16 protein-coding genes and 1 tRNA gene are annotated in these 18,351 nt (G+C 47.0%); 9 read left to right on the top strand and 8 right to left on the bottom strand.

Annotated elements, in window-relative coordinates:
- Window positions 1–121: 121 nt before the first annotated feature.
- Both IG609_RS07735 and yccS read left to right on the top strand, forming a co-directional pair.
- Window positions 122–568 carry a YccF domain-containing protein gene (locus IG609_RS07735; protein ID WP_102118474.1) on the top strand — a complete coding sequence of 149 codons (447 nt, stop codon included), beginning with the start codon at window positions 122–124 and terminating at the stop codon, window positions 566–568.
- A 20-nt stretch (window positions 569–588) separates the two neighbouring features.
- On the top strand, window positions 589–2,724 hold the full coding sequence (gene yccS, locus IG609_RS07730; protein ID WP_193397619.1) for a YccS family putative transporter: 2,136 nt from the start codon (window positions 589–591) through the stop codon (window positions 2,722–2,724).
- 15 nt (window positions 2,725–2,739) lie between these two features.
- Here yccS and IG609_RS07725 read toward each other — a convergent pair whose 3' ends face one another.
- A complete protein-coding gene (locus IG609_RS07725; protein WP_193397618.1) occupies window positions 2,740–3,360 on the bottom strand; it encodes a TfoX/Sxy family DNA transformation protein in 621 nt (206 codons plus the stop codon).
- A gap of 223 nt (window positions 3,361–3,583) precedes the next feature.
- Between IG609_RS07725 and sulA the strand changes: the two genes are divergently transcribed.
- Together sulA and ompA are read left to right on the top strand one after the other, a co-directional pair.
- On the top strand, window positions 3,584–4,090 hold the full coding sequence (sulA, locus tag IG609_RS07720) for an SOS-induced cell division inhibitor SulA (protein ID WP_193397617.1): 507 nt from the start codon (window positions 3,584–3,586) through the stop codon (window positions 4,088–4,090).
- A gap of 362 nt (window positions 4,091–4,452) precedes the next feature.
- Complete coding sequence (gene ompA, locus IG609_RS07715; protein WP_193397616.1) at window positions 4,453–5,544, top strand: porin OmpA; 1,092 nt, start codon at window positions 4,453–4,455, stop codon at window positions 5,542–5,544.
- Between the two features lie 113 nt (window positions 5,545–5,657).
- Here ompA and matP read toward each other — a convergent pair whose 3' ends face one another.
- Window positions 5,658–6,116, bottom strand: a complete 459-nt coding sequence (gene matP / locus IG609_RS07710; protein ID WP_193397615.1) for a macrodomain Ter protein MatP — start codon at window positions 6,114–6,116, stop codon at window positions 5,658–5,660.
- 177 nt (window positions 6,117–6,293) lie between these two features.
- Here matP and IG609_RS07705 point away from each other — a divergent pair, with 177 nt between their 5' ends.
- Together IG609_RS07705 and fabA are read left to right on the top strand one after the other, a co-directional pair.
- Entirely contained in the window at window positions 6,294–8,063 is a 1,770-nt protein-coding gene (locus tag IG609_RS07705) for an AAA family ATPase (protein WP_193397614.1), read from the top strand.
- Between the two features lie 91 nt (window positions 8,064–8,154).
- Window positions 8,155–8,673, top strand: a complete 519-nt coding sequence (gene fabA, locus IG609_RS07700) for a bifunctional 3-hydroxydecanoyl-ACP dehydratase/trans-2-decenoyl-ACP isomerase (RefSeq protein ID WP_014915875.1) — start codon at window positions 8,155–8,157, stop codon at window positions 8,671–8,673.
- Window positions 8,674–8,767: 94 nt separating this feature from the next.
- On the opposite strand, the gene IG609_RS07695 is transcribed toward fabA, so the two are convergent.
- Window positions 8,768–9,421: a tellurite resistance TerB family protein gene (locus tag IG609_RS07695; RefSeq protein ID WP_193397613.1), complete on the bottom strand. Its 654-nt coding sequence runs from the start codon at window positions 9,419–9,421 to the stop codon at window positions 8,768–8,770.
- 345 nt (window positions 9,422–9,766) lie between these two features.
- Between IG609_RS07695 and IG609_RS07690 the strand changes: the two genes are divergently transcribed.
- The 3 genes from IG609_RS07690 to IG609_RS07680 all read left to right on the top strand — a co-directional run bounded on the left by IG609_RS07690 (window position 9,767) and on the right by IG609_RS07680 (window position 12,774).
- Complete coding sequence (locus IG609_RS07690; protein ID WP_010287191.1) at window positions 9,767–10,405, top strand: RpiB/LacA/LacB family sugar-phosphate isomerase; 639 nt, start codon at window positions 9,767–9,769, stop codon at window positions 10,403–10,405.
- A gap of 216 nt (window positions 10,406–10,621) precedes the next feature.
- Window positions 10,622–10,711: transfer RNA gene (locus tag IG609_RS07685), tRNA-Ser, on the top strand.
- A gap of 476 nt (window positions 10,712–11,187) precedes the next feature.
- On the top strand, window positions 11,188–12,774 hold the full coding sequence (locus IG609_RS07680) for a methyl-accepting chemotaxis protein (RefSeq protein WP_193400392.1): 1,587 nt from the start codon (window positions 11,188–11,190) through the stop codon (window positions 12,772–12,774).
- 71 nt (window positions 12,775–12,845) lie between these two features.
- Here IG609_RS07680 and phoH read toward each other — a convergent pair whose 3' ends face one another.
- The 5 genes from phoH to IG609_RS20460 all read right to left on the bottom strand — a co-directional run bounded on the left by phoH (window position 12,846) and on the right by IG609_RS20460 (window position 18,279).
- Entirely contained in the window at window positions 12,846–13,634 is a 789-nt protein-coding gene (phoH, locus tag IG609_RS07675; protein ID WP_193400389.1) for a phosphate starvation-inducible protein PhoH, read from the bottom strand.
- Window positions 13,635–14,165: 531 nt separating this feature from the next.
- Entirely contained in the window at window positions 14,166–14,681 is a 516-nt protein-coding gene (gene fliZ / locus IG609_RS07670) for a flagella biosynthesis regulatory protein FliZ (protein WP_193400387.1), read from the bottom strand.
- Between the two features lie 203 nt (window positions 14,682–14,884).
- Window positions 14,885–15,607, bottom strand: a complete 723-nt coding sequence (locus IG609_RS07665) for an RNA polymerase sigma factor FliA (RefSeq protein WP_193397609.1) — start codon at window positions 15,605–15,607, stop codon at window positions 14,885–14,887.
- 185 nt (window positions 15,608–15,792) lie between these two features.
- The gene (locus tag IG609_RS07660; RefSeq protein WP_226374222.1) at window positions 15,793–16,341 is read right to left on the bottom strand and encodes a hypothetical protein; all 549 of its coding nucleotides are present in this window, start codon (window positions 16,339–16,341) and stop codon (window positions 15,793–15,795) included.
- 33 nt (window positions 16,342–16,374) lie between these two features.
- Window positions 16,375–18,279 (bottom strand): flagellin N-terminal helical domain-containing protein, encoded by a 1,905-nt coding sequence (locus tag IG609_RS20460; protein ID WP_193400386.1) that lies wholly within the window; start codon window positions 18,277–18,279, stop codon window positions 16,375–16,377.
- Between the last annotated feature and the right edge of the window lie 72 nt (window positions 18,280–18,351).

The raw sequence follows: 18,351 nt of genomic DNA, 5'->3' as shown, positions 1-18,351 counted from the left end.
TCGGACTTCACGCTCTAGCCTTAAAAACAGGTTAGGATATCCTGATGCTTAATGTGATAATTCTTTTACCATCAGCGAGTTTGGGACGTTATCTGGTGACCTTACAAGTGCAGGAGAAACTATGCGTACTGTGTTGAACATCCTTAATTTCGTATTAGGTGGTTTTTTCACCACGTTAGCCTGGCTTCTGGCGACAGTCGTCAGTGTGCTGCTGATTTTTACCTTACCGCTGACACGCTCATGCTGGGAAATAACCAAGTTGTCGCTCTTACCTTATGGTAATGAGGCTATCCATGTTGATGAGCTACGCCCAGATGAAAAGAGTACAATTCTCAGCGCTGGCGGATCGCTGCTGAATATCTTCTGGTTCATTTTCTTTGGCTGGTGGCTTTGCCTGTCGCACATTATTACCGGCATCGCACAGTGCATTACGATCATTGGCATTCCTGTTGGCATCGCCAATTTTAAAATTGCCGCCATCGCGCTGTGGCCTGTAGGGCGTCGCGTGGTTTCCGTCGAGCTGGCGCAGGCAGCAAGGGAAAATAATGCCCGCCGCCACTTTCGCTAACGGCATCTAAGGATATTACGTTGTTCACCTTCGCCCAGGGAATTCGCCGCTATGTATATAACAGCAGTTGGCTGTATACCATTCGCATCCTCATTGCACTGAGTGGTGCGGCAGCAGTTCCCTGGTGGCTGGGTCAGCCAACATCGACAATCCCCGTCACGCTTGGCGTCGTCGCGGCCGCCCTCACCGACCTTGACGATCGCCTCACTGGGCGTCTACGTAATTTGTTCATTACGCTAGCCTGTTTTTTTGTCGCTTCCGTTTCAATCGAGTTGCTTTTCCCACACCCTTGGCTGTTTGGCATCGGTCTGGCGGTATCGACGTGCGGTTTTATTCTGCTCGGCGCATTAGGGCAACGCTATGCAACCATCGCGTTTGGTGCACTGCTGATCGCGATTTACACCATGCTGGGCATATCCCTTTACGACAACTGGTATCAGCAGCCCATCATGCTGTTGATCGGGGCCTCCTGGTACAATCTGCTGACGCTATTCGGCCATCTGCTCTTCCCCATCCGCCCGTTACAGGACAACCTCGCGCAGTGTTATCAGCAGTTGGCCCACTATCTGGATGCCAAAGCCAACCTCTTCGATCCTGATATTGAAGAAGAAACCGATAAGCCTTTGATTGACGTCGCGATGGCAAACAGCCAACTGGTTACGACACTCAATCAGACCAAGTCATCGCTGTTAACGCGCCTGCGGGGCGATCGCGGCCAGCGTGGAACGCGTCAAACACTGCACTACTATTTCGTCGCGCAGGATATTCACGAACGAGCCAGTTCATCGCATGTTTACTATCCGCAATTGCGTGAGAAACTGCGTTATAGCGACGTCCTATTTCGCTTTCAGCGCCTGCTGAGTATGCAGGCCAAAGCCTGTCAGCAGTTGTCGCAATCCATTCTGCTGCACCAAAAATATCAGCATGACAGCCGCATTGAACGGGCTTTCGTGCATCTCGAATCTGCTATTGCGCGTATCGCGGCCAACAACATGGCGGACGCCTCACAAATTAAGGCGCTCACCTATCTCTTAAATAACTTACGCGCCATTGATGCCCAGTTGGCGACTATCGAATCCGAACAGGCCATTGAGCAAGAGAACAACCCAGAAAACACGCTGGCAGACGACAAAATCACGGGCTGGAGTGACATCCACTTACGTATTAGCCGCCACCTGACGCCGCAGTCAGCACTGTTTCGTCATGCCATCCGTATGTCCGTGCTGCTCTGTAGCGGATACGCGTTGATTCAGGTCACGGGCTTGCAACACGGTTATTGGATTCTGCTCACCAGCCTGTTTGTTTGTCAGCCCAACTATAACGCCACTCGGCGGCGGCTGACGTTGAGAATTATCGGGACATTGACTGGCATTTTGATCGGCCTGCCCATCCTGTACTTCGTTCCTTCGTTGGAAGGACAGCTCACGTTGATCGTTATTAGCGGCGTACTATTTTTCGCCTTTCGCAACGTGCAGTACGCCCACGCAACCATGTTTATTACGCTGCTTGTCCTGCTTTGTTTCAACCTGTTGGGTGAAGGCTTTGACGTTGCGGTGCCACGCATTATTGATACGCTACTCGGGTGTGCCATCGCATGGGCGGCGGTGAGCTTTATTTGGCCAGACTGGAATTTCCGCGGTCTGCCAACCATCATCAATAAAACATTGGACGCCAACTGCCGTTATCTTGATGCGATCATGGTTCAATATTATCAGGGGAAAGATAATAGCCTGCCTTATCGCATTGCCCGCCGCGATGCGCATAACTGCGATGCAGAACTGGCGTCCGTCGTGTCGAATATGTCTTCAGAACCTCATGCGACCAGAGGTAAGCTGGACAGCGCATTCCGCTTCATGTGCCTGAATCATACGTTGCTAAGCTATATTTCGACGCTCGGCGCACATCGAGGGAAAATTACCTCAACGGAAACGCTGCAATTGCTGGATGATGCCGTTTGCCATGTTGATGATGCGCTACACTGTGACGAAGAGGAAAGTTTGCGTATCAATCAGGGATTGAAAACCATTACCGCCAGCCTTCAATCCCTTTCACCCGAGTCAGACAGCAAAGAATCATTAATTATTCAGCAAATCGGCCTGCTGATCGGCCTCTTACCTGAACTCGTACAGCTAAAAAATGACATGATGACACAGTGAAAATAGGTGCGTTTCTTAGTGCTTTGGCCCTTTGGATACCGCATTATTTTTATACCATTCCAACAGTTCGTTGCGGATACCGCGAGGGAGTGCCGCTTGATGCGTACCACAAATTGCACCAGCAAGCGCCAATAGCACATTGACACTCAGATTAGCGCGAACCTTCCGCAACTTGAGGTAGCTGTTTTTTGCACCGTAATGCTGTAACTCATCAACATTCTTGATCCCCGCTTTCCACAGCAGCCGTTCGATATCATGGTTAAGATTCGGAAGATCCTTTAACCGACCGTTGGTACTTCTGACTGCTCTATCATACTGCGCACCTCCCAGCGCCAAACGGGCGAAATACAGTAGCTGCTCAGATTCTTGCCATAATGCTTCATCGACAAGGAAGTAATTCAAAGGAACAGGCATGCCACGCTTGGTATAAATCAGATTAGGCATATCACGCTGTTGAAAATATTTTTCATCTTTCTTGCTGGCGCGAAGATAAAGTTCTCCTTCAGACACCAGTCCAAAAATCGTTTTATTTGCTGCGATGCTGTAGCCACCAAATTGGGAACGCGACGTGATGTCCCCCAGAGATGAAAAAGACTGTTGAGATTGCAAAATCCTTTTTTTGCATAATTGCTTCATTGCCATAATCCTTAGTATTGAAATGATCTCTTCCTGAACGATTAAAAATATCTGTAGCAGGAACAAATAATTAACCACAGCTCCGATATAGCTTCAAACAGTAAATGTGTTTACTGTCTCTTGCATAAGGAATATGCGAAGCGCTTTCAAAAAATCAGGTTGATTTTCACGCACACAGCAGATACTGTATGTTCATACAGTAACACTATGGGTAGAACTCATTATGCGTACGCAATCAATCGGCTCTCACAACATCGAGTCGTCATCGTTTTCTGCAAATCAACACACTGCGGAGCCCTCGGTTGCCGTAGGTGGAATTATCAGCGAAATCGTGTACAACGCCGATCAGCCCATAGTCACACACCTCTTATTACCGCTCTTACAGCAGCTAGGCACGCAGTCTCGTTGGTTGCTATGGCTTTCACCTCAGCAAAAATTGAGCCGCCCTTGGGTACAGCAATCTGGGCTACCGCTGGATAAAATGGTACAGCTCCACCACATCAATCCGCAGTTTGCGGTTGATGCCATGGAAAAGGCCTTGCTGACAGGGAATTACAGCGCTGTTTTATGCTGGTTACCGCACGAATTGACGGAAGAAGAGAAGGTTCGATTACGTCATGCCGCACAGGCAGGAAATACGTATGGCTTTATCATGCGACCAGAAAGTGCTGGCGGTGACGCCTATAGACTGTTTCCTAGCCTTAAAATTCATTCGACATTGTATCATTAAGTAAATTAAGAATTTTCTCAGCCCCTTCCGGCTATATACCTTGTCGAACGCCGCAGAGCGGTATTCTGCGGGCTTTTTGGCTATATTTAATACAGTACAAAGGCGTGAGATCTGTCAAAAGCATCGACTATTTGTTAGCAAGTATGTATGAATCGTGCGGTTTTCTTATGACGCAAATCACATCATACTTGTAACTTTCTCATCACGTTGTAGACTTTAACCCGCTGGAGTTGCTCTTTTATAACGTCAGTTAACTGACAGTAAGTCATAAATAAGGGCAAAGTCTCCAACCAAAGGATTTTAACCAAAGGTTTATTAGCCCTTCAGGTTAATTGCCGATTTGGATGATAATGAGGCGTAAAATGAAAAAAACAGCTATAGCAGTTGCAGTGGCACTGGCTAGCTTCGCGACCGTCGCGCAAGCAGCTCCTAAAGACAATACTTGGTACACCGGTGGTAAACTGGGTGTGTCTCAATTCCACGATACGGGTTTCTACGGCAATGGTTACAACGGTATCGTTAACAACCCGATCAAAAGCAAGTTAGGTGCGGGTGCATTTGTTGGTTATCAAGCCAACCCGTATCTGGGCTTTGAACTGGGCTACGACTGGCTAGGCCGCATGAAGTATGCAGGTTCCACTTCTAACCCAGCAGACAGCGCGAGCTTCAAAGCACAGGGCATCCAACTGGCTGCTAAACTGAGCTACCCTGTTATGCCTGATCTGGATGTTTATACTCGTCTAGGCGGTATGGTATGGCGCGCTGACAGCCATGCAGCTATTGGTGGTGGCGACATCAACAACGACGACACTGGCGTTTCTCCGCTGGCTGCAGTTGGTGTTGAATATGCTCTCGACAAAAATTGGGCTGCCCGTGTTGACTACCAGTGGGTAAGCAACATTGGTGATGCTGGTACCGTTGGTGCCCGTCCAGACAACCTGCTGATGAGCGTTGGCCTGTCTTACCGTTTCGGCCAGGATGACCGCGTAGCACCTGTTGTTGCTCCGGCTCAAGCTCCAACTCCAGCGCCAGCTCCAGTTGTTGAAACCAAGCGTTTCACACTTAAATCTGACGTCCTGTTCAACTTCAACAAAGCAACGCTGAAAGCAGAAGGCCAGCAATCACTGGATCAACTGTACACCCAGTTGAGTTCTCTGGATCCGAAAGACGGTTCCGTTGTTGTTCTGGGCTTCACTGACCGTTTAGGTTCAGAGCAATACAACAAAGGTCTGTCTGAAAAACGTGCACAGAGCGTAGTTGATTACCTGGTTTCTAAAGGTATTCCTGCGAACAAAGTCTCTGCTCGTGGTCTGGGTAAATCTCAACCAGTTACGGGTTCTACCTGTGACAACGTGAAACCTCGTGCTGCGCTGATCGACTGCCTGGCACCAGATCGTCGCGTAGAGATCGAAGTTAAAGGCATCAAAGACGTTGTAACTCAGCCTCAGGCTTAAGTTATTGAACCACCACCTCTGGTGGTGGTTTAAGGCTGACAACGAAAAAAAACCTCGCTCAGGCGAGGTTTTTTATGCGTGTTTGTCTGTACGATAAATGACAAAAAAAACCATCATGTCTCGTCTTTATTCAGAATGGCTTTAAGATCCTGTTTCAGCAACGACATCTGGCTGACATATTTTTCTTTGTGCTCAGCGTCTTCGATTAACTGCACAATCGTTTCTGATAAGGTCACTCCGCGTCTCTGAGCGAGAGCCGCAAGGCGCTGCCAGACAAGGTATTCCAGATCGATCGATTTCTTGCGTGTATGCTGGTGCTCTGCGTTGAAATGACGTTTACGCCGTGCACGGATCGTCTGCTTCATCCGGTTTTCTAAGGTGGGATTCATATATTGCGCAATCCACGCCAGCACTTTCACCGGCTGATTTTCCATTTTAAGCAATGCCTGTACGGCGTCATCAGCAGCGCTTTGCTCGATAAAACGCGTAATCGCTTCTCCCTCTCGATGCTTCTTCACTAGGTATTTCCATTTCCATCCGCACTCAAGATTTTCTAGTTGTTGATATTTCATATTAAATTCTTCAGTGACCGCGTAACGTGACTTTCAGCATAACAGTTTTCCCTGATTTTAACCGCTTTCTGGCGGCGTTCTGACAGCGTTTAAGACGATTAGCCAAACGCGGCCTGAATTTCAGCGCATGAAAGATGACGGAGAGATGACTCTCCTTATGTGAAGTCTAGATTATTCTTGTATAATCACGCTTTTCCTTCAGACGATTACATTGATACTTTGACCAGTAACCGACTCTCATGGCAGCATTTACTGCCTAATAATACGCCTTATCAAACGCTATTCGCTCAGGCAGCTCAGCTTGCTCCAGCTGAATTCTCCGCTATTCAGTCGCGTCTAGCAGACAGCCTGACGCTCTTTTGCCACCCTCGATCTCCTTCGCGCTTTATGCTGTTGAAAGCGCAAGAGAATGATGAATATATGGCATTGATCGCCCGTGCGATGAGCGCCATCAGGCCAGACTCCGGGGGGATACATGGCAGTAAATATATCATTGAGGGTCGTCATATCCGGATTGAACCTGCCACACAGCCTGCGGATAACTTTGCCGCACAGCAATCCTGTGGTTATCAGGAATGGATTGAACCTGAACAGCTCTTTGGCTGCGTACGCAGTTTTCACGATGAAATCACGCTGCACCCAGGGCTGATTCACCAGATTAATGGCGGTACGTTGATCCTGTCGGCCAGAGCGCTGCTGGCTCAGCCTTTGATGTGGCTACGTCTGAAACAGATTACGACTGAAGGCATCTATCGTTGGCTGTCACCAGACGAACGCAAGCCACTTCCTGTTGATGTGCCACCGATGCCGCTTGATATTCGCTTGATTATTCTCGGTGACCGTGAAAGTCTGGCAGATATTCATGATATGGAGCCGGAGTTAGGCGAGCACGCAATTTACGGCGAGTTCGAAGCGCAATTGCAGTTGATTGAAACGGATGACATGGCGCGCTGGTGCTCCTACATCAATGCACTATGTAGCGAAAATCAACTGCCGCTGCTGGATGCAGATGCCTGGCCTGCATTGGTCAACATTGCAGTACGCTACAGCGGCGATCAGGGCAATTTGCCATTATGTCCGCGCTGGCTAATCGGCCAGTTAAAATATGCGTCTCTGTACGCGAGAGATGGCCAGATCACGGAGCAGGCGCTGGTTGACGCCGTTGCTGCACGCCAATGGCGTGAAGGCTACCTCCGTGAACGCATGCAGGATGAAATAGAATTAGGCCAGATCCTGATCGAAACGGAAGGTGAAGTCGTTGGCCAGATTAATGGACTTTCCGTATTGGAATTCCCAGGCTACCCCGTTGCCTTTGGCGAGCCGACGCGTATCAGCTGCGTAGTTCACGCTGGCGACGGTGAATTCACGGACGTTGAGCGCAAAGCCGAACTGGCTGGCAATTTGCACGCCAAGGGTATGATGATCATGCAGGCGTTCCTGATTACAGAACTGGAACTTGAACAACAGCTTCCCTTCTCTGCGTCCATGGTCTTCGAACAATCGTACAGCGAAGTTGACGGTGACAGTGCCTCACTGGCAGAACTATGTGCGTTGATTAGCGCCCTCTCCTTGCGACCGATCAATCAGCAGTTCGCCGTGACCGGTTCTGTCGATCAATTTGGCCGCGTGCAACCCATTGGCGGCGTGAATGAGAAAATCGAAGGCTTCTTTGAGGTTTGCCAGCGTCGTGGATTGACGGGAACGCAGGGTGTGATTTTACCTGCCGCTAATCTACGGCATCTCTGTCTACAAGAAGATGTCGTTGAGGCAGTACGCGAAGGGAAATTCCATTTGTTCCCAGTAGAAACTGCGCCAGAAGCAGTATCATTATTGACCAATCTCGCCTATGACGATGAACAGCAACCAAACCTGCTGTCCGCCATTCGTGAACGAATTGGACAGATTTCACCGCAGGAGCGTAGACGTTTCCCTTGGTTTTTCCGTTAAACCAACTGGTTTAACCAGACGCAACAGACTTGCCCAGCGTACAGCTGTACGCTAACCTGCGTGCTTCATTAAAACAAGGCTTACAGAGACCATGGTAGATAAACGCGAATCCTATACAAAAGAAGACCTCCTTGCCTCCAGTCGTGGTGAACTGTTCGGCCCGAACGGCCCTCAGTTGCCCGCCCCTAACATGCTCATGATGGACCGCGTCGTTAAAATGACGGAAGACGGCGGTAAATATGGCAAAGGCTATGTGGAGGCAGAATTGGATATCACGCCTGACCTATGGTTCTTCGGTTGCCATTTCATCGGCGATCCGGTGATGCCAGGTTGCCTCGGTCTGGATGCCATGTGGCAGTTGGTCGGCTTCTATCTGGGCTGGCTGGGTGGCGAAGGCAAAGGCCGCGCGCTCGGCGTGGGTGAGGTTAAATTCACCGGACAAGTGCTGCCAACAGCGAAGAAAGTAACCTATCGCATTCACTTCAAACGCGTGATCAATCGCCGTTTGGTGATGGGTATTGCTGATGGTGAAGTACTGGTTGATGGTCAGCAGATCTATACCGCTGACGAATTGAAAGTGGGTCTGTTTAAAGATACCAGCGCTTTCTAAGTATCAGATAGCACCGCGGGCGAAAAACCTTTCGCCCGCGTTATCCGTTTATTTCTCCAACGTTCTCTCACCGCAGCTTAAACCATTCGCTCTATTATGATGGACTTTTCAGTTCATGGGTGATCGACTGCCGTACATCTTGCGGTATCTTCAATTCGGTCGCTAACGCATCCAGATAGCTTTTCTCCATGAAGTGATCGACATCAATGACCGCACAGCTCAAGAAGTAGACTTCAAGCGCCTCTTCCTCATTTTTCACATCTTTCGCCAGCAAAATTGGATCAAGCGGTTGTTCTATAGCTTCCTGCACCCAACGTTGCGCCTCACTGCCCAGCTGCAGTTGCTGAATATTTTCATCAATACGCTGTTTCTCAGTCGCATCAATATGTCCGTCACTTTTAGCAGCAAAAACCAGAGCCTGAATCAGACGACGGGCACGAATATTGTCACCCGAGGACTGGGTGCCAAACTGTGGATCGTCCTGATGCGTGTCACGAACGCGTTTTTTGTATTGGTTCCACAGCACCACGCCCGCCGCTGCACTGCCGCCAATGATCAACGCATTCTTACCCAATGAACCCATGATTTTCCGCGTGGATTTATTCGACAACAACACGCCCGCCAAACCGCCCAGCGCAGCTGGTTTAAGCATATCGCCCAAATTGCCGTTTTTACCCCCTTGATGCGGATTCTCCTGCTTGCTACCGGAGCCCAATAAACCCTGAATCTGTTGCAGCCAATTATTCATTTTCATTCCTCAAGGAAAAGTGACATCACTGATGGTGTTGTCACTCATAGTAATGGTGCGCAAGGTGTTTGTTTGTCAGATTGTGTATAGCAATGAAAAGTATGGAGCGCACTTTCTCTACGGTCCATCTGGGCAATCCATCGATGATGAAATACAGCTAAATTTTCAATATGTTATGATTTTATTTTCTCTTTTTATTGCATCGCACTCTTCCTGAATTTATGGGCTGTGCCGCATTCTTTGCTTCCACGATTTGCGCTTTATTTTTGAAACGGTATACTGCACACAACAAATTGAAATACAGTTTTAAAAAATGTATTAGTCCGTCACAGAAAAGGAACGAACATGAAAATTGCACTGATTAACGAGAACAGCCAAGCTGCCAAAAACGCCATCATCGCCGAGTCTCTGACCAAAGCGGTGGCACCGTTGGGGCACACTGTACACAACTACGGTCAATACGCCGTTGAAGATGCAGCGCAGCTGACCTACATCCAGAACGGTATTCTGGCAGCTATCCTGCTGAACTCCGGCGCGGCTGACTTCGTTGTGACCGGTTGCGGTACTGGCCAGGGCGCAATGCTGGCTTGTAACTCTTTCCCAGGCGTAATCTGCGGTCTAGTTGTTGACCCATCTGATGCTTACCTATTCTCTCAGATCAACAACGGTAACGCCGTATCCGTTCCTTACGCTAAAGGCTTTGGCTGGGGCGCTGAACTGAACCTGGAAAACCTGTTTACCCAACTGTTCAAAGAAGAAGGCGGCCGCGGCTATCCAAGCGATCGCGTTGCTCCTCAACAACGTAACAAGAAAATCCTGGATGCTGTAAAAGCAGTGACCTACAACGATCTGATCACCATCCTGAAAGGCCTCGATCAGGATCTGGTTAAAGGCGCGATTGCGGGTCCTAAATTCCAGGAATACTTCTTCGCGAACAGCAAAGACGAAGCACTGACCAGCTACATCAAAACGCTGCTGGCATAATCGTCAATAGCTGAAAAAAACCACAGGCCATTGCGGTCTGTGGTTTTTTTATGCCAATTTCCCACACATTTTTCATACATTTTAACAGTACGGTTACGCCGACTATCCGTTACCGTTCAATGCTTAGCCATACGCATCGTTCGCGCTAAATACTGCTTGACCGATGCTAAGCGACTCCCTATAGTAGCGCCCCGTTGCCCCTTGTAGGCAACCCCCGGTGAGGTGTCCGAGAGGCTGAAGGAGCACGCCTGGAAAGTGTGTATACGTGAAAACGTATCAAGGGTTCGAATCCCTTCCTCACCGCCATATAAAAGAAAACGCCCTTAACGCAAGTTAAGGGCGTTTTCTTTTATTGGAACCGATGAAGACGTCTCGTAGCAGGCTAAACAAAGTAACATCTTTACTCCATCAGCCTCATTAAGCAGATAACGCCTTTTAAAAGCACCGAACAGTTATTAACTTCATCGCTATTATTAATTCTGTTGGTGTTTATTTTAAAAGTGTGATCATCATCGCCATGAAACACATCAGAATTCCGATAATAAAATAGCACGCTAAGTATTTTAGCAAAAACCATTCATTATAATAAAAAAAATATCACAACAGCATCACGTATGATTTTATGTTTAGAGGTGATCGACAATCATAACCAAATAAAACAAGCGACTTCTGAGGTTCAGGTTATTATTAATGTAGTCTTAATGTTATTGCCTGATAATGGCGAGAAGACAACATTTCAATGTCATATAAAAAATGTATATCTACCGACGGAGAACTCTAACATGACAATTGTAAAAAAACTGGTTCTGGCGATGAGCATCTTCGCTCTGGCGTTGATCTGTGTCGGGGGATTTGGGTTGAACGCACTGAGTTCATCAAAAGATCGCTTTGAGTACGTGATGACCAATACGTTGCCTAGTATAGGCAAGCTGAACACAGCCAATGACGCTATTAGCAATGCCAGAACGTATCTATTGCAGTTTATTCTCATTTCTGATCCCCAAAAGAAGAAAGAAAAAAGACAAGAAATAGTCAATGCATTAAATACAACAGAAAAAAGCATTAACGACTATATGAAAAATGACATTTCAGACGACAACGATCTGAATCTGTCTAAAAAGAATATCGAAGCCTTCAATAGTTACCGCAGTGTCATTACTCCACTCATTCAAGAGGGTGCAACTACTGATAATTCTTCCCTGGAACAGGGGAACATTATCAATATAGAGAAAACACTATTCCAAGGATTTCAAGATCAATATCGCTATAATTTAGATTTGGCGAAGAAACTCCAAACAGAAAACAGTGATAACTTTAACTTAACAGCATGGATGCTCACTGGACTCATTATTGGCGCATTGGTTTTGGCAGGCACATTCTCTACCATGATTCTGCGCTATGTTCGGCAAAGCCTGAATAATCTACGAACAAAATTGACAACCATCAGCGAAACGCTGGATTTAACTCAACAAGCTGATGCACAACGTGATGATGAAATCGGCCAAACAGCACAAGCTTTCAACACATTGATCACGCGTTTTTCTAATGTGTTGAGCCATGTGCGTGCTTCAAGCGAGAATGTGGCGATATCCTCAAGCGAGATCGCATCGGCGAATATTGACCTCTCCTCACGAACAGAAGAGCAGGCTTCCTCGCTTGCTCAGACCGCCGCCAGTATGCATGAACTGTCATCAACGGTGGAAAGTAATGTTGAGAATATGATGCAAGCCAATCAGTTGGGTAAAAAAGCTAATGATGTGGTCGAACATGGCGATCATTCCGTTTCTCGTATGATTCAAGCAATGGAGGAAATCGCCAGCGGTTCCTCCAAGGTTGCCGAAATCACTACGCTAATAGAAGGCATCGCTTTTCAAACCAATATCCTGGCACTGAATGCAGCCGTTGAAGCAGCTCGCGCTGGTGAACACGGCCGTGGCTTTGCCGTCGTCGCCAGTGAGGTTAGAACACTGTCACAACGCTCATCTTCCGCAGCAAAAGAAATAAAAACCCTGATAGATAATGCGCAGTTGGCGGTTAAAAATGGCTCCTCTCAAGCCAGCGCAGTCCGGGATTCTATTATTGATGTCAAAGACGTCATTAAGAATGTGTCAGACCTGATAAATGAGGTGTCACTGGCTTCAGAGGAACAAAGCAGAGGCATCGCACAAATCAATATTGCTGTAAACCAGATGGAGGGTGTCACCCAGCAAAACGCAGCAATGGTTGAACAGGCATCTTCAGCCGCTGACTCGCTAAGTGAACAAGCAGCAAAATTACGCAGTGCTGTTGATACCTTTAAGCTCAATAGCATGGAGAAACGCAGTACTATTTCACCGCGGCCATTACAGTTAGAAAACTACCCTGGATAATGCTCACGTTATAGACAAATAAAGCCCTGATCTGTATAGATTCAGGGCTTTATTGTTAAACTTTCGATTTATCAGCCATAGGCATGGAGCGTCCGCTGGCACAGCGCCGAGCGGACGCAGTCTTCTTTACCAAAAGAGACCACGCCAATCATGTCATCTTCAACGAAACGCTCCAGCGCGTCGCGCAGGCCGGATTTAACCCCAGATGGCAAATCACACTGCGTGACATCGCCATTGACGATAACCGTGACATTTTCGCCTAAACGCGTCAGGAACATTTTCATTTGGTTCACTGTCACGTTTTGCGCCTCATCCAGAATCACAACCGCATTTTCAAACGTCCGTCCGCGCATATAGGCAAATGGCGCAATTTCAACTTTGGCGATTTCCGGCCGCAAACAGTACTGCATGAAAGAGGCACCCAACCTCCGCAAAAGTATGTCGTAAACCGGGCGGAAATAAGGCGCAAATTTCTCCGCAATATCTCCGGGTAAAAAGCCAAGATCCTCGTCGGCCTGTAATACTGGCCGCGTAACAATAATACGCTCAACCTCTTTATGGATTAGTGCCTCCGCCGCTTTCGCCGCGCTCAGATACGTTTTACCGCAGCCAGCTTCACCTGTGGCAAAAATCAACTGTTTGTTTTCTATCGCAGACAAGTAATGTTCCTGGGCAGCGGTACGAGCTTGAATAACAGAATTATCACGATTTTCGCGCGCCATTCCGATTGCTTCAATCCCGCCCATTTGAACCAGAGAAGTGACCGATTCTTCCTCACGCTGACGATGGCTACGCGACTCACGACGGATAACGCGTTTGGCTTCACGACGAGCTCTGATCACTGCTTTTTGTCTTCCCATAGTGGCACCTTACAGTTTGTTTCACTTACCGCACTGCTCTACAGCGCGTGACGTTTAACTCACTCACGAGGTTAGGCTTCCTTATTAAGCCAATAGCGGACGGAGAATACACATGATTTATCCACGAGCCGAATGAAAAACGGACCGAGCGTTCATGGATAGAAAAAGAAAATATACGGAAAGTTTGGGTAAAGAGAAAATGGCGCAGTGTTGAAAATAAGTGGGAGGAAAATCCCTCGCATCGGCGAGTCAGCAGCGTAGAATCTTGACATCGACTATAAAGTCCAAAAAAGGACATTACCATTCGCGTTCCTCACTGTGACAACGACTATTCCACTGAATAATGATTGATCGCATCGTAGAACTACTGCTAACCATTGCCTAAAAATTAGTGCCGAATGATTTCAGTAGTATGACAGTGCAATAATTTCCCCCTGCAATGCAAGCATTTTTTACACTGTCATAACATTTACGTATGGTCAGTATCCCATGGTTTGGCAATGTCAGCCTGAGAACGACGCATGATGAGCATCAGAAATGCCGCTGCCAGTCGAGATATTGATCGTATTTTCGTAAGGCGCTGCGGTAAATATTCTGCTCAATATCGGGAAGGTAATCACATACGCGCTGCTGTACTCCATCACGGTACCGAGAAAAGGTTTCTGCAGGATAATTATTGGCGGCAAGCAGCTCATCCAAGCGCCTCAAACGAATGACATATTCGCGCATTGTGCTATGGCGAACTTCGGTTTGTTCGATCAGATAGTGTGTGAAAGCTTTAATATCGAAATAGCTAGCATGGGTATTGCATAATATTTCGCTACAAAAGCGGCAAAGTGGGATTAACTCTTGTTGCAAGCCAGACCATATTTCATCATCGATAAGCCTGTCGATGCTACCAATCGATTTCTTATTGATAAGCTGGTTACGAAATACCAGTGAAACGCGGTCAAGCGCTTTATCACACTGGGAACAATTGGTTTGTCTATGCTTGAAGTCTTTCAGATAACGGCTTAGGAGCTGTTTCTTCCGAATTGATGGGTGCATGAATCCATTCCATGACAATATATAACTTCAATGTAAAGCGATAGCATCGTTAATTACGCCAGAGAATCTGGTGTGCTAAAAACAGGTGGCATTAATCATCTAAATACTGATATAAGGCGCGCATCAATATTCAAACATTGCCATGGACTGCTGCTTCAGTAATTGAAGATATACGTTGATAACAGTATTCCTACGCAGCGCAATTAAACATCGTTCATTAATTTCACGCGCAGGCGCTTTATCGCCTGGCTATGCAACTGACTCACTCTCGACTCTCCGACTTCAAGAACGGCACCGATCTCTTTCAGGTTCAACTCTTCCTGATAGTAAAGCGTCAACACCAACTTCTCGCGATCTGGCAGGTTTTCAATCGCATCCATTACTCGATGGCGCAAATTGCCTTCCATCAGTTGGTGCAATGGATTCGCATCTTCATTGCCTTCCAGTAACGCCTCTGCGCTGTCACCATGTTCTTCACGCCATTCATCGTAAGAGAAAAGCTGGCTATTGTTGGTATCCAGCAGTATCTGACGATAATCCTCAAGCGTGATATTCAAGGTCTGCGCAACTTCCTGCTCCGTTGGAGTACGACCGAGTTGCTGTTCAGCCTGTTGCATTGCTTGTGCCACTTCCCGCGCATTACGCCGTACACTGCGTGGAGCCCAATCACGACTGCGTAATTCATCCAGCATCGAACCGCGAATTCGTTGGACGGCATAGGTAGTAAACGCCGTACCTTGCAACGAATCATAACGTTCAACTGCGCTAAGCAAGCCGATACCGCCAGCCTGTAGCAGATCGTCAAGCTCAACACTCGCGGGGAGACGAACCTGTAAACGCAAGGCTTCATGGCGCACTAGTGGTACATAGCGCTTCCAAAGGGAATTTTTATCCATTGTGCCTTCGGCGGTATACAAATCGCTCACAGTGACAAATACCTACGATGATAATGTTATCGACACTATTATGCTTTTAGGTAGGGTAGCCAATCGTCTGAATAGGGGCGTAAAAGGAGGGTTATTTGGGATACGGCCTGAGGGACTGTTCCCAAATTAGGTGAAAACGTAGCATATCTCGTAAAATTAGCTGGGTATCGTTCTTTAATACCGAATTAACTACCCAAAGCATAAGTTACAGATTGGTAAGAAGATCTGATCAATCTGAAGCTTCCCGCGCCGACGATATGGTTCAGTACTTTTACATCTTGTTCCGGCGAGGTGTCCGTTGATAACGTACGGTGATAAAATGCAGAGTATGCGACTAACCCCTCACCCCAGGTGATAGTTCGGGTAGGTGCAACAATCGCGCTACAAAATGATTTATGATGTGTAAATAATTTTTCTGCCCCTTTCCCTACGGAGCAACTTGAAAAACAAAGGCAAACTCCCTTTAAATATGGCCATGCCAAGGTATCAAAATCTGCCCATGAAATTTCAGTGCCGTCAGTTAAAACGAATCCCTCATCTTCTCCATGCGCACTGATATGTACATATTTTATATGTTCTTTTTGTCCCAACTTCAGAGCCTTAACAAATAGCTCCTGATTGACCACCTCAATATACCTAGCATGGATACCCTGGAGCCTTAAAATTTGCTTTAACGTTTCACCTTCATATCGGTCATCATAAATATCCTGTGCGCTACGTGATTCAATGATCAAAACCTCTTGTTTTTTAATAAGATAGATCCATTCTTATTTTAATAATGCCAACACCGTTTGTGGAATTTGATTAGCCTGCGTCAATACCGATATCGATGCCTGCTGCAGTATCTGTTGGTTGGTCATAACAGCAACTTCTTTTGCAAAATCTACGTCTTCTATTCGTGAGCGTGATGCAGTCAGATTTATGCTAGCCTGCGTGTTGTTTTGCACAACAGACTGTAAGCGATTTTCCAATGCCCCAAATTTCCCCCGCTTGGCATCGACTCTGGCAATCGTCTGGTCGATGACGGCTAAGGGATCGAGAGGATTACGTAAACGCTGTGCGACATCGGCTTCGCGCAAGGTCAGTATGGTCTGATTATTTTCGACGTCAGTTGAGACGGAATAGGAAAGTGGATAGTATAGAATAACGTCTGCTGCGCCATTTACAGTTTGCAGCATATACTGTCCATTTTGATTACGTACTACTTTAGCTGTTTTATACGCATCTTCTCCACCAACAAACTCATCGAGATGAAAAACATAGCTTCCATCTTCATCTGCACGCATGACATCTGAATACGATCTACCAGCAAGATCGACATAATTAACCTGAACATTATTATTCTCGGGATCAAGATGTGCGACTGATGAACCACTAACATACGGTTGGTCACTCACTGAAATAACCTGACCACGATCGGAGGTCACAGTAATTGAATTTTGAGTGCCCCCAGTCTTAATAGTCACATCAGCGCGATAGTAAGCATATTGTCCCGCGCTGATCTGCTCTTCAACATAATACTCACTTCCCAATCGAACAAACGCCATATTGGCATTATTGGTTTCATCTGAACCATCCAGTGCAAGGCTATAATCAGCGCTCGCTTTGGATACCGAAGGGGCATAACGCAATACATCAGAGATGCCATTCGTCATATCATCTTTTGCTATTCGTGTCGTTGATTTTGCTTGAGCAGTGATCTTGTTTTGATCGCCATGAACCGTTACTTCAGCTTCATAGTAATACATACCGTTATTGGTCTGATGCTGTATCCAATATTTTCCTCCAGAAGTCACTACCCCTGCTTGACTTAAAAACAATGCATTACCATTACTGTCCAGATAGCGGGCGCTAGAGATAAATTCACTTGCCGTATTGACGACCACACCACTGCTAACCCCCAATCGCACATCGTTCAATCGAGTATCGGTATCATGGGATGCACTGATCGACACATTCATCAACCTTCCACCTGCCCCCTCCAATTGAACCAGATTGCTACCGCGTGAAGATCGCACCAAATTAGGATTATTATCCGGTGGAATATAGGCAACTGTCGTATGTGTCGAGTCATCCAAATTGATCTGGCTAGATGCTCCACTCAGCGAGGAGACGGGTGTAACTCTCCCTGGCGTCCCCTGAACCGTCATATCCAGTAACCCCATTTCCTGCACGCTGAATCCGGGCGGTCCGAAATCAACATCCATCGTTTCATGATCATAAGCACCAACCTGTAGTGCTTTAGTACCACCACTGCCATTGAGTAATGGAATACCATTAAAAGAAGCCCACAAATTCAGTCGGTCAATCTCTTTCAGGTTAAGGTTAATCTCGGCCTGAATACTATCCCCTGTATCACCGGCATAGGTATCACTCAGACCTTGCACTGTCAGTTCACGAACGCGTTGCAGACGGCTGTTAATTTCATCAAGCACACCTTCTGCCGTCCGCAGCATCGACACTCCATCATTAGCATTACGCGCAGCTTGATTTAGTCCTCGGATATTCGAAGTAAAACGGTTGGCAATTGCTTGCCCAGCGGCATCATCTTTAGTGCCGTTGATACGGTAGCCGGAAGAAAGGCGTTCAATTGCGGAACTTAGTGAGGAAGACGATTTATTGCTGTTTTTTTGACCCGTAAGCGAAGGGAGATTGGTATTGATACCTGCCATGAAGCATCCCTGCAAAATTTTTTAAAATCTTTAGCTCTTATAGGCACTCAGGACCAAAACTTTAGAAAAATT

The organism is Pectobacterium quasiaquaticum (assembly GCF_014946775.2).
Lineage (GTDB): Bacteria > Pseudomonadota > Gammaproteobacteria > Enterobacterales > Enterobacteriaceae > Pectobacterium > Pectobacterium aquaticum.
The sequence above is the reverse complement of the archived record's forward strand: the minus strand, read 5'-3'. Positions and strand labels throughout refer to the sequence as shown.

Excerpts from the sequence above, each read along its gene's own strand:
- IG609_RS07735 (WP_102118474.1), top strand. The coding sequence starts at position 122 with ATGCGTACTGTGTTGAACATCCTTAATTTCGTATTAGGTGGTTTTTTC.
- IG609_RS07725 (WP_193397618.1), bottom strand. The coding sequence starts at position 3,360 with ATGAAGCAATTATGCAAAAAAAGGATTTTGCAATCTCAACAGTCTTTT.
- sulA (WP_193397617.1), top strand. The coding sequence starts at position 3,584 with ATGCGTACGCAATCAATCGGCTCTCACAACATCGAGTCGTCATCGTTT.
- ompA (WP_193397616.1), top strand. The coding sequence starts at position 4,453 with ATGAAAAAAACAGCTATAGCAGTTGCAGTGGCACTGGCTAGCTTCGCG.
- matP (WP_193397615.1), bottom strand. The coding sequence starts at position 6,116 with ATGAAATATCAACAACTAGAAAATCTTGAGTGCGGATGGAAATGGAAA.
- fabA (WP_014915875.1), top strand. The coding sequence starts at position 8,155 with ATGGTAGATAAACGCGAATCCTATACAAAAGAAGACCTCCTTGCCTCC.
- IG609_RS07695 (WP_193397613.1), bottom strand. The coding sequence starts at position 9,421 with ATGAATAATTGGCTGCAACAGATTCAGGGTTTATTGGGCTCCGGTAGC.
- IG609_RS07690 (WP_010287191.1), top strand. The coding sequence starts at position 9,767 with ATGAAAATTGCACTGATTAACGAGAACAGCCAAGCTGCCAAAAACGCC.
- IG609_RS07680 (WP_193400392.1), top strand. The coding sequence starts at position 11,188 with ATGACAATTGTAAAAAAACTGGTTCTGGCGATGAGCATCTTCGCTCTG.
- phoH (WP_193400389.1), bottom strand. The coding sequence starts at position 13,634 with ATGGGAAGACAAAAAGCAGTGATCAGAGCTCGTCGTGAAGCCAAACGC.
- fliZ (WP_193400387.1), bottom strand. The coding sequence starts at position 14,681 with ATGCACCCATCAATTCGGAAGAAACAGCTCCTAAGCCGTTATCTGAAA.
- IG609_RS20460 (WP_193400386.1), bottom strand. The coding sequence starts at position 18,279 with ATGGCAGGTATCAATACCAATCTCCCTTCGCTTACGGGTCAAAAAAAC.